Origin of the sequence: Niabella pedocola (assembly GCF_021044425.1) — a bacterium.
Lineage (GTDB): Bacteria > Bacteroidota > Bacteroidia > Chitinophagales > Chitinophagaceae > Niabella > Niabella pedocola.
On sequence record NZ_JAJNEC010000005.1, the window covers coordinates 1,905,450 to 1,919,968 of the forward strand.

Consider the following 14,519-nt stretch of genomic DNA (forward strand, 5'->3'; position numbering starts at 1 on the left):
ATAAATCTTAACGGCTGAACGGTTATCAAGCCGCCGGTATTGGTTACTACGCCGCTTTTATCTCCCGAAATTTAAACAGTGTTAAGACGGCTCCTTTAGCAGTTCGCCTATAAAGCCTTCAAATTCTTTTTTGAATTCCTCATAGTGTTTGCCGGTGCCCGGCCCGTTAAACCCTGAATGGATTTTCCGGATCGTTCCTTTTTTATCAATCACAATGGATGTTGGAAATGCCTTAATGCTTTCCAGTTGCGGCAATGTTTTTTCTGTACGCCGCTCGTCGGAAACGGCAACGCCGGTAACCAGGAAAGGATATTTTACATTATAGCGTTTCTGGAAAGGCACCAGCGCCTTGCGCGATGCTTCAAAATCACCGGTACGTTCATATGCCAATCCGATGATCTCCACCCCCCGGGCCTTGTTCCGGGTATAATAATCGCTCAGATAGGCCGTTTCATCCATACAATTGGGGCACCAGGAACCCAGCAGCTGCACAATGACCACTTTATTTTTATACCGGGCATCGTTAATAGACACCCATTCACCGGAGGTAGCCCGGAACCGGAAGTTCAGCCGGCTCTCGCCCTCCCTTAATTTGGTATAGGTATTTTCATCCGGAAGCTGCACGGTATCGTTGCGCCGGGCCGTCCAGCTTTGCGTGGCTTTTAAGCCGGAATATACAGCAGCCTGGCCGATGCTGTCTTTATCATTCAGCAAGGCGGTAAAAACAAAGGCATGACCTCCGTCAAAACCCGAAAGGTGCAGGGAATCGCCGCTTACGGATCCCTCCAGGTAGCGGTAATCGCCGGAAGGTGTGAGAAAGGTACCGGTAATCCGGCCACCGGGCTCCTGCGCAAACTCACCAATCGCCTGCTGTACCTTCCCATTACCGGCATTAAAGCCTACCGCCCAACGCCCGCTGATATCCGCTACTGCAGGTTTGTTCAATGGATACCGCTCTGCTACGCCGTGCGTAGCGTAGAAGGGAATTTCCTCTTTGCGCGCACCGTAGCTTTTTATATACAGTCCCTTCAGATTGCCGTTCTTTTCTACCTTTAGTGCAAAGCCGGAGGCAAAAAATGGCATCCGGATCCAGAGGGAGTCGCCTTTTTGCCTTACATCGTCTACCAGCAACCGTTCCCCGGCATTGATCACATAAAGCACCGGCCTCCCCTTAAGCGTAGCCGATTCAAAATTAAAAATGATCTGCTGTCCGTCTGGCCGCTGTAATACGCCCTGCCAGATACCGGGTTTTATGCGTTGTGCCTGGCTGGCCACAAACGAACCCAGTAAAATCAGTATCAAAAAAAAGTATCGGTATATTTTCTGCATGATCGTAAAATCTGTTGAAGTAAAACAACGTCCTTTCATGTAAAGTTCGCTAAGTTCTTGCATTTGCGCGATTACACGGTCGTTGCCACAGAAACAGCGCTTCAGTGTTTCTGTGGCCAAACCAGATCAACATCAGTTTACATCAAACCATAGCTTTGTAAGCAGGTTATCCGTTCCCTGGGCAGCTACAGCAGCTTTATAATTATCACCATTGAGCGACTGTTCTGTACCCGGGTAAATGAACCGCACCGGTATCTTTCCGTCCAGCACCCCGGATGCACCCGCCGTCAACTGCGGATAATCTAAGCGACGCCACTCGGCAAAAGCTTCCAGCCCCTGGCCGTACAATGCAATCCACTTCTGTTCACCAATTGATTTTTTATAGTTCGCAGGATTGTACACTACTGAAGGCTGGTTAAGATAATTGCTGATCACCGCATTGTCTTTGATCTGGTATTGATTGAATGATGCGGTAATGGCCTGTTTGTACAGATCGGCTGCATCGCCGGTCAACAATCCACGGGCCACTGCCTCCGCTTTTGCAAACAACACTTCAGCATAGCTTATAATCACTGCTGGATTGGCATCCGACCGGAAAAACGTCAACCCCGGTTTAGACGTTTTTGCAAACCCCAGGTTATTGGCATCGCTGTTGGTAAGCCCGCTGGGTACCCCTACATAGCTGGTAACAGAGGGATCTGTGGGTTTATCGGCAAATACAACCAAACGCGGATCATTTAATGCATATAATTTATCGATGATGGTCTTCCCTACCCGGTAGTCATCCCTGGTGGAAAACCAGGCGGCCACGGGGTTTTGCAGCGGTGGCTTATCGTACGCCTGCTGTGCGATCTCTGCATTGCTGCTGATCAGCAAAGCAGGGTCGGCGGTTAATTCGCTGATCACCTGTTTTGCTTTTTCCGGTTCCCGGTCGGCAATACGCAGCGCTATGCGCAGCCGGAGGGCGCCTGCAAATTTTTTCCAGCTGGCCAAACTGCCGCCGTATAAAACATCTCCGGAAACACTGCCGGCAGCCGGGTTCAATGCAGTTGCTGCCGATTTCAGCTCATCCAGCAGACCAAAGTATACGTCCTTCTGTGAATCGTATACGGGTGTTAGGGTTTGTTTTATTTTTCCGGATTCTTTATATGGAATGGCTCCATATGCATCCGTTAACAACTGGAATATCCAGGATCTTAAAATGGTAGCAACGGCTTTATAATTAGTATTGGCTTTCTCTTCCGGAAACTGAATGATCGTATTCAGATTCGTGATCACCTGCGCATAACCGGTATTCCAGAGCGCCGTAAAACTGCTGTTGCTGAAAATATAGCGGTCCGGTTCCGTATACTGGATCTTGGCCCAGTGCTGAATGATGAGCAGGCTGGAGTTGAAATTATTATCTGCCCCCCAATAGGTATCAGCCGCAATCTTTTCAGCTGCGGTTAACAAATAATCCGGCTGCGGATCTTCCACCGCATTGGGGTTCCGGTTGATTTCCGCCAGGTTCTTTTTGCAGGCAGTAAAAGAAAGCGTAATAAGAAGCACCAGTAAATTGAATATATTTTTATACATGACTGCCATTTTAAAATTTAAGGTTCAGGTTAAATCCGATATTCCGCACGGTAGGAAGCGTCAGATCTTCCAGCCCCTGTGCATTGCCGGTGGTAAAGGCCACTTCGGGGTCGATATTGGGTACATTTTTATGAATGATCCAGAGATTACGGCCTACCACAGAAAAGGAGGCCCCCTGAAAACCGATCTTGCGGATCCATTGTGCCGGCAGGTTGTACCCCAGCTTTACCTCCCGCAGCTTTACATAAGAAGCATCATACACGTACTCTTCCTCAATACTCCGGGATGCCTTATAATACTGCGATGCCGGAATAATGGTGGCATTTTTCCTACCATCGGCGGTTACGCCGTTAAAGATCATCCCGTCATCATATACGGTTTCCCCGTTTGGCCCGCTGGCGCCGGCTTTTGTGCCGTTTGCTTTATTATTGTTTGGATAGTAGTAGCTAAGTCCCCCGTGCTCGGCATCCCGTCCCGGAAGCGTAAGTGCCAGTACGCCGGTATAGCTTCCGGTTGAGTTGGTTCCCGCAAACAGCGAGCCGCCGATGCTGGCATCCACCAAAAAGGAAAGACTGAAGTTTTTATAGGAAACGCTGTTGCTGACACCTCCCACCCAATCGGGCGTAAACTTACCCAGCACTTTTTTATTCGGATCCGCCAGCGGAATACCGCTGTTGTTTACCACGATGTTGCCCTCGGCATCCCTGAGATACGCATTGCCGAATAAGGTACCGTACGGCTTTCCAACGGAGGCCAGTACCTGCACACTGCGGTAAGATCCCAGCACATAATTCTGCAGGCGCTTTTCATAATCCAGGATCAGTACACGGCTTCTGTTCGCTGCATAGTTTAAATCAACGTTCCACTGAACGTTATTATTCTTTACCGGAATAACACCTAACTGTACTTCGATACCCTTATTATTGATCTTGCCTGCGTTCATCAGTTTTTGATTATAGCCGGTTGCAGCCGTTACATCCACTTTCAGGATCTGGTCAATGCTGTTTGAATTGTAAAGGCTCAGATCCAGCCGAACCCGGTTATTGAGCAGCGCGGCTTCTAAACCTACTTCTGAAGCAATTGTGCTTTCTGATTTAAGACCGGGAGCATAGTCAATTCCGGAAGTAACCAGCGGAGGACTACCCAAAAACGGAGCATTAAAGTTGAATATATTTGCTAATTGATACGGCTCAGCACTGTTTCCCACTTTGGACCATCCGCCCCTGATCTTTAAATAGTTCAGTGTTGATGATTTTATATCCAGTGCATCTGTCAGCACCAGGCTGGCGTTTATAGAGGGATAGAAATAGGAAAGATTTTGTACCGGGAGCGTGGAAGACCAGTCATTACGCAGCGTTAGATTTATAAAGGCAAAGTTCCTATATCCTAGTTGTCCAGACGCGAATGTGCTGTAGATCTTCGATTTTGAATAATAATTCGAAGACACTAAAGGGTCCCTTGAATTCGTAAGGCTATATACATTGGGCACCGCCAGGCGGGGCGCCTGCTGAATATTTTCCTCATAAATTTTTGTACGCAGATTCCATCCGGCAAAGGCATCCAGACTGAACAGACTTCCAATGTTTTTATTGTAGCGCAACATGGCTTCCGTATTGCTTTCATTCACTGCAAAAGCATCTTCTTCATAAGAACCGAAGGGTGTTCCGTTGGTTCCATAGGCTATTTTCAGCTTGCGCCGGTCGTTATAATAATCGGTACCGGTACGGAAGTTGGCACTTAACCCGTCAAGGATTGTATAATTGATGTTTACATTTCCGATGATGCGGTTGCGGCGTTGGCTCACGGTATTTTCATACGCGATCCAGTAGGGGTTGCTGTAATAGCTGTTATTCCAGTTAATGCCGTTGCCGCTGGCATCTTTGTAATTTCTCAGCTGACCGATATCTACCTGGCGGCCAAACCAGGTAAATTGCAGCATGGTGCTGGTGGCTCTTTTACCGCCTGCCCCAGGAAGGTTGGGCGCATTATTAACGATATAGTTGGCATTCACGCCTACCTTTAATTTTGAAGTAACATTGTAATTAGCATTGAAGGATACATTGTCTTTTTTTGCCTCACTGTTGGGCACTACCCCCTGTTGTTTTTCATTATTATATGAAATGCGGTAGTCATAATTTTCTCCGGCATTTGCCAATGCGATACCATTGCTGTAGGTAACGCCCGTCCGGAAATAATCCCGTACATTATCGGGGTGCGCTACAAAGGGTACCGGTTGGCCATTGGAATAGAATTGCGGGATCAGCCGCCCATCCAGCTTCGGCCCCCAGCTTTCATCCACCCCATCGTTTATGCCACCACCCTTTCCATCTACATAGCTGAATTTTCCTTCAGAGCCCTGACCAAAAACATTCTGGTATTCCGGCAGGATCAGCAATTTGGCAATATTCACATTGGAGTTTAGCGTTACGCCCAGGCCCTTTTTGCTTCTTCCGGTTTTTGTTTTGATCAGAATAACTCCCTGCCCTGCACGTGAGCCATAAAGCGCCGCCGCATTGGGTCCCTTCAGCACGCTGATGGTTTCAATATCTTCCGGGTTCAGATCCGCAATCGCATTGCGAAAATCGCGCGATCCCCCGGCGCCCAGTTGTGAGTTGTCCACGGGGATACCATCTACCACAAAAAGCGGCTGGTTATTGCCCGCAATAGAGGTTTCGCCCCTTATCACGATCCGCGAGGATCCCATATCTCCCTGTGTATTGGTAATACGTACTCCGGCGATCTTTCCGGCCATCGCATTTACGATATTGGTTTCCCGTGCTTCTGAAATATCCTTTGCTTTTAACTCCTGCGTGGCATAACCCAGGGATTTTTTAGCCTTGGAAACACCCAACGCCGTCACCACCACTTCGTCGAGCGCCGTATTGGAACTTTGCAGCTGCACCTGCAGGTTTCCCTGTATGGTATCTGTATTTACCTGGCGGTTGGCATAGCCCACATAGGAAAAAAGCAGCGTTGCATGCGGCCCCGCTTCTATGGAGAACTGTCCCTGTTCACTGGTGAGTACACGCCGGTTGGTACCGGAAACTTCCACCGTTACCCCTGCCAGCGGGGCTCCCGTCTGAAGTTCCTGTACGGTGCCCGTTATCGTTGCCGACTGTGCGGCTCCCAGCAAAGGGAAAAAGACGAGCGCTGTATAAATAAGTCTTTTTAGAAATTGGTTCATTGTTACATGCTATTTTAAAGTATTCGGATGGTTACAGTCAGGGCATACGGGTCCCGTTCGGCCTCTGACCGTTAATTAAAACTGAAATGAAAAAGGGATGAAGATCAACAGCAACAACACGCCAACCTCATCGTAAGAAGTTGCAGCGTTTGTGTGTTACGACAGTTCATCTGCCGGCAATTGGGAGACATATGGTCATACCCCGACGATTGCATTTTTGTGTTCATGTTCAAAAATTGCCGTTTAAAAAATTTGTTATGGAAAGAAAATCGTGAATAGCAGACAATGCAGGGAACATTGACGACTCACTTATCTTTCCTTTTTGGATGGATGTAGCACCGCTCCTTGATGGTGGTTGCTAAGACTTCCCCGGGCCATTTCCCTCAGTCTTTCTTGATAAGTTGTCTGTTAAGACAGGGCAAAGGTAATTGCTAAAATATTATTAGCAAAATAAATTTCTACAAAAAAGGTAGACTATTATTGAAGGAGGAATGCCCGTTTTATTCCGTTCGCATCATCCGCAGGATTGCAGCTTTTTCTGTGGCTGCGCGCAGCAGGATCGATCCATTCCTGTTTTATCCGCCTGGAAAGTGGTATAAAAAAACCATCTCCCTGTATAAAAGGAGATGGCCTGATAAAAAACAAAAGATCCTCTTTATGGCAATGCATTCAAATCAACCTGTGGTGCCTTACCCGTGGGCGCACGCTCCAGCAGGGTATCATACGGCACATAATCATTAAAGAAGCCGCAATTTCTCAGGTAAAACTGCTGCCCCCTGGTGCCGCCTGCATAGTCCTTGCGATACCCGACGCGCGCCGTATTATCGGCCGTAAAGCGCGCCTTTGTAAGCTCATGCCAGTTGCCTTTGGTATCCCGCACCCACTGGTTTCCAAAAAACACTTTCCGCTCCAGATCGCCCTGGTTGGGACTAAAGTTTTCCAGGAAGGAATGCGGCCGCTTCAGGTATGTAGCCAGTTTGGGGCGCCGGAAACTAGCCACCAGTAACCAGGTATTTTTTGCACCATCGTAAAAATAAGCGGTATAAATCGTGTGGCTATCCCCGTCCGGTACCACATGCAACAGGAATTTGTAGGTTATAGCGGCCTTCCAGTTATACCGCAGGATGCTTTGTCCGCCCGATCCTTCATTGCCAAATTCGCCGGAATAAACGCCTTCTCCTTTTTTCAGCATCTTGATCTTATGATCTTCCGGGATCTGTTTGGGATCATCCGTCTGGTAAGGGCTCCATACAGAGAACAGGATGCGGCGCTCGGTAGCCGAGTTCACCTGCATTCCAAAATAACCTTCGCCAAAACCATTGGCCATAAAATAAGAACCGATCAGATCATTGCCTTCCGGCACGGTTACTTCATTATAAAACCACTCGGCATCCACCTCTTTCGGCAGCTGATAGCCCATGTGTACAGAAGGGCCTCTTCTTCCCCAATGAAAAAAGTTGCCTTCGTTATTTTTTGTATAACTGGCTTTATCCGTAAGGGCGGAGCCCTCCAGCTTCAGCGCCGTTACATCCGGAAAACAGCAGCCGTCCTTTTTTATACCCTTCACCACAATAGGTACATAGCCGCTATCTTTTATGTTCCATTCCCCGATATAAAAAGAAGGGCCCGCCCCTTTAAGCGTTGCCTTTTGAACTTTTTTGAACAGGGACACTGCAATTTCCGGGCTGCCGGTAACGGCACCGGTTTCCAGCCATACTTTAAGGGTCCCGGGCTGTGTAACCCGTATATAGGTGGTAAAGCCGTCATTGACCTTTGTCCAGTTGGTTACCCCGTTGTTGCGGATCCGTACGGCCTCCTCGCTTCGCTCCAGCGCCCAGGCATTTCCCCCGGTGGGAACGGTTACGGACTGGGCATTGATAACAGAAGAAAAAAGCAGTAATCCTGCAAGCAATCCTTTCGCGGAACGGTTCATAAGCGTATTTTTTTGTGTATGCGAATATATCGTGAAAGCCCGTGATTCTGCTGCTCAACCGATTGCATTCATTATGGGAGGCCGCCATCCTTCCATACCGCCGGATGATCTGCCGCCGATGCGCTGATCCCTGACCTGCACATAGCCATCCATTACAAAATCCCCTGTCTGCACAGCTGCAGCTACTTACACACAATATTCCGGCCGGATTATTTACATTAAATTTGTTACTATGACAGACCCGATCAATATTGAGATAAAAACACTTGAAAAGGACCAGTACGATGCCCTCAAGGAAACCATGATCGCCTGCTATCCCAGCATGCCCGAAAGTTACTGGCAGCGGCACCAGATCAACCGGCTCATCAATCTTTTTCCCGAGGGCCAGGTGGTGATCTATATAAACGGGGTCATGGCAGCCTGCGCACTTTCGATCATTGTGGACGAAAAAAAAGTGAATAACCGGCACAATTATAAAAGCATCACCGGCAATTATTCATTCAACTCGCACGACCCGGAGGGTGAAATCTTATATGGTATCGACGTGTTCATCAAACCTCAATTCCGCGGCATGCGCCTGGGACGGCGTTTATACGATTACCGGAAGGAACTGGCAGAGCGCCTGAACCTGAAAGGTATTGTATTTGGCGGCCGGATACCCGGCTATCATAAATATGCCCAGGAAATGACGCCCAGCGCGTATATCCAGAAAGTAAAACAAAAAGAACTGCATGACCCGGTGCTGGACTTTCAGCTGTCCAACGACTTTCACCCTGTACGTATTATAAAAAATTACCTGCTTGGGGATGTACAGTCGAATGAATATGGTGTGCTGCTGAAATGGGACAATATCTATTATGAAGACCGGAGCGAGCAAGCCTTCCCGCTTAAGCGCGTGGTGCGGCTGGGACTGGTACAATGGCAGATGCGGCTTTATAAGAACCTGGAGGAAATGATGACACAGGTGGAATACTTTGTGGACACGGTTTCCGGCTACCGCTGCGATTTTGCCGTGTTTCCCGAATTTTTTAATGCCCCGCTGATGGCCGAATACAACCATCTTTCTGCTGCCGACGCCGTAAAAGAAGTATCTAAATACACCACGGTTATACGGGACCGGTTTGCTGCCCTGGCAGTAAGCTATAATATAAATATTGTAACGGGCAGTATGCCGGAAGTAACAGACGGCCGCCTTTATAATGTAGGATATCTCTGTCAGCGCGACGGATCCGTTGATAAATATGAAAAGATCCACGTTACGCCGGACGAAGAGCGGGTATGGGGGATGGTAGGCGGCAGCCAGGTAAAAACCTTTGATACCGATTGCGGTAAGGTGGGCATCCTGGTTTGTTATGACTCCGAGTTTCCCGAGCTCAGCCGCCTGCTGGCAGATGAAGGAATGGATATTCTTTTCGTGCCCTTTCTTACCGATACACAAAACGCCTATTTCCGGGTGCGGCATTGTGCACAGGCCCGGGCCATTGAAAATGAATGCTATGTGGCCATTGCCGGCAATGTGGGCAACCTGCCCCAGGTACAGAATATGGACATCCAGTATGCCCAGTCGATGATCCTCACCCCCTGTGACTTTTCTTTTCCCTCCAATGGTATAGAGGCAGAAGCCACCCCCAACACGGAAATGGTGGTGATCGGCGACGTGGATATTGACCTTTTAAGGCACCTCCATAAATTCGGAAGCGTTAAAAACCTGGCCGACCGCCGGAAAGATGTATATGAAGTAGTTCGAAAAGGTTGAGAATGCCCCGCAGCCGCTGGTATCTTTCCGCCCCGGAATGGCCCGTTATCAAGCTATTCCGGCCCTTTTTTCCACAGTTTGTTGATATCTTTAAAAACGCTATTTTTGCCAACCTTTTAATTAACTATATTATTTAACATGTCAGTAATACAGAACATTCAGGACAAGTATGGCAAGGTGATGGCTGTTATCATTGGGCTTGCATTGGTCATATTTGTAGTGATGCTTGCTTTTGAGAATGGCGGAAGCCTGTTTACCGGAGACGTCCGGACCATTGGAAAAGTAAACGGAGAAAAAATTGAGTTCCAGCAATTCAGCGGCCTTGTAGAACAGCAAACGCAAATGCTGCAGGCCCGCGGAATGGGCGGTGGTGAAGGTTCTGCCCAGCAGGCCAACGAAATGGCCTGGGGCCAGGAAGTTTCCCGGATCCTGCTTTCCCAGGAATCTAAAAAACTGGGACTGGATGTGGGCCGCAAAGAACTGAACGACCTGCTTTTTGGCGCCAACCCTCCGCAGGAGCTGGCACAAGGCTTTACGGATCCTCAAACCGGGCGCTTTGATGCTGCGGCAGCACAGCGCCAGATCAACGAGATCAAATCAAAAGGAACAGCGGAGCAAAAAGCCCAGATCAATGGCTTCCTGGACCAGCTGATCCTTCAGCGCCAGGCAGAAAAATACGATGCCCTGTTAACCACCAGCATCAACTTCCCCAAATGGATGATGGAAAAACAGCAGGCCGATGAAGCCCTGATGTCGAAAGTTTCTTTTGTAAGAGCACCTTATACCAGTATTTCCGATTCGGCGGTGAAGATTACCGATAGCGACATACAGGATTATATCAACAAACATAAAACCGACTTTAAACAGCAGGAAAGCCGCGGCATCTCTTATGTTGCGTTTAATGCACAGCCAAATGCTGCCGATAGTGCTGCGGCACGCCAGCGGGTGCTGGATCTGAAACCGGCTTTTGACAGCACGCACAACGTAAAAGACTTCCTGGTAAGCGAAGGCATCAATAACTACTACGATGGCTTCATCAGCGGCAGCCGCATCCAGGTACCCATGAAGGATTCCATCCTACGGGTAGGTGCCGGAAATACCTATGGCCCATATGTGGATGCCAATAATTATGCACTGGCGAAGATCATTGCCACTACCAGCATGCCGGATACGGTTAAAGTACGGCATATCCTGGTAGGCACGGTAACGCAGGACCCACAAACCGGTCAGCAGGTTCCCTTGCGCGACAGCGCCGCTGCACGTAAACTGGCCGACAGCTTATTTGCCGCTATACAGAACGGATCCAACTTTGATTCATTGGTTGTAAAGTTCTCTACAGATCAAGGCAGTGTTGCAACCGGTGGTGTTTACGACAATGTACCTTCCGGACAAATGATGCCTTCTTTTAATGATTACATCTTTACACATCCCGTAGGTAGCAGGGGCATTGTAAAAACCGACTACGGTTATCATATTATTGAAGTACTGGGTACCAAAGGAAGTGCTACCGGTTATAAGATCGCATATGTAACCAAACCGATCGAAGCCAGCCAGGAAACCGATAATGCCGCCAGCAGCGCCGCTACACATTTTGCAGCACAGGCTACCAATCAAAAAAGCTTTAATGCGGCCGCCGAAAAACTGCAGCAGGAAAAAGGCGTGCTGAAGTCTGTGGCCACCGATATTCCGCCTACCGGTGCGATGATCCAGGGGCTGGGCGCTTCCCGGAGCTTTGTAAAAAATATTTATAAGGCCGGCCAGGGCGATGTGATCCAGCCGGAAAGAGTGGGCGATTTCTACGTTGTAGGATTGGTTACCGAAATAAACAAAGAAGGCACCATGAGCCCGTCGAAGGCGCGCATGATGGTAGAGCCATTGCTCATCAACAAGAAAAAAGCAAAGATCATCAGCGATAAGATCGGCAAGATCACCACGCTGGAAGCAGCGGCATCCGTACTGAAACAACAGGTAGAAACAGCAGACAGCCTGCGCTTTAACGGCCAGTCGCCATCCGCCATCGGATTTGAACCCAAAGTGATCGGCGCTTCGTTCAATAAAGCCAACCTGCAAAAGGTAATACCGGAAGCCATTGCAGGCACACAGGGTGTATATGTAGTACGGGTTGACAATTTAATGAGCACCCCGGCTCCGGCTCAAAACCTGGATGAAGCCCGCAAGATGCGTTATTTGCAGGCGAAACAACAGGCTCAGTTCCAATCCCTCCAGGCGCTGCGGGAAGCCGCTACGATTAAGGATTTCCGGAGCAAGTTCTATTAGCCGAACGCTTAATATATCTTTTTACAGCCCCGCTCCAGCGGGGCTTTTTATTGCCAGCCGGGCTACAGAAATAAACCGAAACCCGCTTAACTTTGTTTTATTATCATGGAGCCTATTATCAGAAATAAAGTAGCAGAAAGCGGTATCATTACCCTTAACCTGGAATCCTATTATCCGGCAGAACCGGTTAAACTCTTTGATATCAAGGATTATCTTTTTATGGGCATGATCCTTAAAGAAAAGGATTTCCGGGCCGCGCTGAAAGAGCAGGACTGGTTGGTATATGAAAACCAGCTGGTGGGTATTGTATGTTCTGCTGATGCCATCATTCCGCTTTGGGCCTATATGCTTATTGTGAGTTACCTGCAGCCCATTGCCCGGTTCGTAACGCTGGGCGATGAAGCTTCCGTTAAAAATAAGTGGCTGCTGAAAAATATTGACGCCATAGATGCGGCCGCCTTCACCGATACCCGCGTGGTGATCAAGGGCTGCGGCGACATCCCGGTATCGGAAGAAGCTTATGCCGCCATCTCTTTAAAATTACTACCGGTGGTAAAAAGCCTGATGTACGGCGAACCCTGCAGTACCGTACCGGTGTATAAACGGAAATAACCCTTTCATTCAGATCGGTACCCGCTAAACAAGAGATTGTTCTCCGGACAAATTGTAATCAAACCACCTGTAATCAGATCATTCAGTTACAAAACTTTTGATAAAGCCACCCCGGCGTAAGAAAGATGAATGTAAAAGGAGTGCATTTCCGGTGACAGGCTTGCATCGTATTGGATTAGTGCTTCTCCGTTCTTAAATCAAATTCAAGAATAATCCGGTGGTATGATTTTACCGGCCTGCCATTTTGAGTAGCAGGCGACCACTTATAAGGGAATGCTATGATCCGCTTTTGAACCGTATCGCCTAATCCAAACGGGTTTCCCAGCGCTTTTGCCAGCGCTATCCTTCCTGCTGTATCCACCATAAATTGCGTATGTATTTTATATATCCCTTCAGGAATCGCGTTCCTTTTCGTGCTATCTAAAAATAAACTCCAGTTTAAATAATCACTCCAGAGATCCGGGTCAATAGATGCCGGGGTTCCAAATCCTGTATGACGCGAACGGGGAGCAGTTACCTGGTGCACCGGGACATTATTCCAGCTAACCTGGGCAAACACGGGATCACCGAAACAGAGCGCAAATACGAACATCAATTGTTTCATAATCCTATAGACCCGGATTGAAAAAATTCCATAAACGTGTTAGAACCAGCCTTTCCTTTTAAAGATCAGTAACATCCAGATGGGGATCAGGATCATCGCCGCTACGGCGATCCAGAAACCAAAATGCTGATTGGTTAATGGCAGTACATTAAAATTCATTCCGAAAATACCCCCTATTACGGTAGCCGGTGCCAGAAGGCAGGTTACAATCGCCATTACCTTCATTACCTCATTCATCTTAAGGTTTACATTGCTGAGATAAAGATCCTGCATGCCTGTAAGCATATCCCGGTAATTATCTACCAGGTCTATGGCCTGTACAATATGATCGTAAACATCTTTATAATAGCGTTCGTTCTGCTCCGCCAGCAAGGTATTTTCGCTTTTGATGAGGCCGCTGATCACCTCGCGTACCGGGTAGATCGTTCTTTTTAAAACAATGAGTTCTTTTCTTAAAGAGTTGATATAGGCCAGCGTCCGTTTACTGGCGCTGCGAATGATTTCTTCTTCCAGGTCTTCGATCTCATCACCCAGTTTGTCCATTACAATAAAATAATGATCAACGATCGTATCCAGCAGGGTATAATACAGATAATCGGCGTCCTTGGTGCGTGTTTTACTGGTGGGCAATTTCAACCGCTCGCGCAGTGCGGTAAATACATCCCGGCTCAGATCTTCCTGGAAGGTGATCACGAAATTTTTTCCCAGGACCAGGCTGATCTGCTCCTGGTCTACCGATTTTTTGGGCTCGTTATAGTAGAGCATATTCATCAGGGAGAAAAGGATCTCATCCTCTTCATCCATCTTTGCCCGCTGGTTCACACTCAGGATGTCTTCCTGCAGCAGGGGATGAATACCATAACGGGCACCGAAGTTTTCCACATCAGATTTACGAAGCCCGTCTACATTGATCCATATGATCTTATTGCTTTCTTTTAGCGCCAGGGCCTCCTGCAACGAAATATCTTTCCGTTCTTCTATGGTTTCTTTGTTGTAACAGTAGGCTGTAATGAGCACCTGCTGTGCCTCCTCTCTTTTAGGGATAACGGTGGGGTTAACAGAGAGGATCTGCCGGGTGCGCTCTGTGCCAAAAAGCTCAAACAGGTTGGGCAAAAAAAGGTATCGCAGATATTTTTCCGGACGCATCTTCATACAGGAAAGATAGTTATTTTAACGCATAACAAACCGGTGCATCAGCCCGTGTGTCATTTCAATTCCCATCCCTTTTCAGGAGGTACCGGAGCGAAAA

9 protein-coding genes and 1 riboswitch are annotated in these 14,519 nt (G+C 48.1%); of the genes, 3 read left to right on the forward strand and 6 right to left on the reverse strand.

Translation table 11 applies throughout. The features are described 5' to 3' along the window. Positions 1-81: 81 nt before the first annotated feature. From LQ567_RS15460 to LQ567_RS15475, 4 genes are all read right to left on the reverse strand, one after another. Positions 82-1,302, reverse strand: a complete 1,221-nt coding sequence (locus LQ567_RS15460; protein ID WP_231005479.1) for a peroxiredoxin family protein — start codon at positions 1,300-1,302, stop codon at positions 82-84. Between the two features lie 159 nt (positions 1,303-1,461). Then, positions 1,462-2,904, reverse strand: coding sequence for a SusD/RagB family nutrient-binding outer membrane lipoprotein (locus LQ567_RS15465; protein ID WP_231005481.1), 1,443 nt, complete (start codon positions 2,902-2,904; stop codon positions 1,462-1,464). A gap of 10 nt (positions 2,905-2,914) precedes the next feature. Continuing rightward, complete coding sequence (locus LQ567_RS15470; protein ID WP_231005482.1) at positions 2,915-6,088, reverse strand: SusC/RagA family TonB-linked outer membrane protein; 3,174 nt, start codon at positions 6,086-6,088, stop codon at positions 2,915-2,917. Between the two features lie 306 nt (positions 6,089-6,394). Then, a riboswitch (SAM riboswitch) is annotated at positions 6,395-6,491 on the reverse strand. A gap of 252 nt (positions 6,492-6,743) precedes the next feature. Further along, positions 6,744-8,021 (reverse strand): DUF3472 domain-containing protein, encoded by a 1,278-nt coding sequence (locus LQ567_RS15475; protein WP_231005484.1) that lies wholly within the window; start codon positions 8,019-8,021, stop codon positions 6,744-6,746. A 232-nt stretch (positions 8,022-8,253) separates the two neighbouring features. Here LQ567_RS15475 and LQ567_RS15480 point away from each other — a divergent pair, with 232 nt between their 5' ends. From LQ567_RS15480 to LQ567_RS15490, 3 genes are all read left to right on the forward strand, one after another. Then, positions 8,254-9,777, forward strand: a complete 1,524-nt coding sequence (locus LQ567_RS15480; RefSeq protein WP_231005486.1) for a bifunctional GNAT family N-acetyltransferase/carbon-nitrogen hydrolase family protein — start codon at positions 8,254-8,256, stop codon at positions 9,775-9,777. Positions 9,778-9,915: 138 nt separating this feature from the next. Beyond that, positions 9,916-12,054 carry a peptidylprolyl isomerase gene (locus LQ567_RS15485; protein WP_231005489.1) on the forward strand — a complete coding sequence of 713 codons (2,139 nt, stop codon included), beginning with the start codon at positions 9,916-9,918 and terminating at the stop codon, positions 12,052-12,054. Between the two features lie 105 nt (positions 12,055-12,159). Further along, entirely contained in the window at positions 12,160-12,666 is a 507-nt protein-coding gene (locus LQ567_RS15490) for a DUF2480 family protein (RefSeq protein ID WP_231005491.1), read from the forward strand. A 175-nt stretch (positions 12,667-12,841) separates the two neighbouring features. On the opposite strand, the gene LQ567_RS15495 is transcribed toward LQ567_RS15490, so the two are convergent. Both LQ567_RS15495 and corA read right to left on the reverse strand, forming a co-directional pair. Then, entirely contained in the window at positions 12,842-13,270 is a 429-nt protein-coding gene (locus tag LQ567_RS15495) for a hypothetical protein (RefSeq protein WP_231005499.1), read from the reverse strand. Positions 13,271-13,309: 39 nt separating this feature from the next. Next, the gene (corA, locus tag LQ567_RS15500) at positions 13,310-14,422 is read right to left on the reverse strand and encodes a magnesium/cobalt transporter CorA (RefSeq protein ID WP_231005501.1); all 1,113 of its coding nucleotides are present in this window, start codon (positions 14,420-14,422) and stop codon (positions 13,310-13,312) included. Between the last annotated feature and the right edge of the window lie 97 nt (positions 14,423-14,519).

What these genes read in the sequence shown, in the direction of transcription:
- LQ567_RS15475 (WP_231005484.1), bottom strand. Translation starts at nt 8,021, where the DNA reads ATGAACCGTTCCGCGAAAGGATTGCTTGCAGGATTACTGCTTTTTTCT.
- LQ567_RS15495 (WP_231005499.1), bottom strand. Translation starts at nt 13,270, where the DNA reads ATGAAACAATTGATGTTCGTATTTGCGCTCTGTTTCGGTGATCCCGTG.
- corA (WP_231005501.1), bottom strand. Translation starts at nt 14,422, where the DNA reads ATGAAGATGCGTCCGGAAAAATATCTGCGATACCTTTTTTTGCCCAAC.
- LQ567_RS15485 (WP_231005489.1), top strand. Translation starts at nt 9,916, where the DNA reads ATGTCAGTAATACAGAACATTCAGGACAAGTATGGCAAGGTGATGGCT.
- LQ567_RS15490 (WP_231005491.1), top strand. Translation starts at nt 12,160, where the DNA reads ATGGAGCCTATTATCAGAAATAAAGTAGCAGAAAGCGGTATCATTACC.
- LQ567_RS15465 (WP_231005481.1), bottom strand. Translation starts at nt 2,904, where the DNA reads ATGTATAAAAATATATTCAATTTACTGGTGCTTCTTATTACGCTTTCT.
- LQ567_RS15470 (WP_231005482.1), bottom strand. Translation starts at nt 6,088, where the DNA reads ATGAACCAATTTCTAAAAAGACTTATTTATACAGCGCTCGTCTTTTTC.
- LQ567_RS15480 (WP_231005486.1), top strand. Translation starts at nt 8,254, where the DNA reads ATGACAGACCCGATCAATATTGAGATAAAAACACTTGAAAAGGACCAG.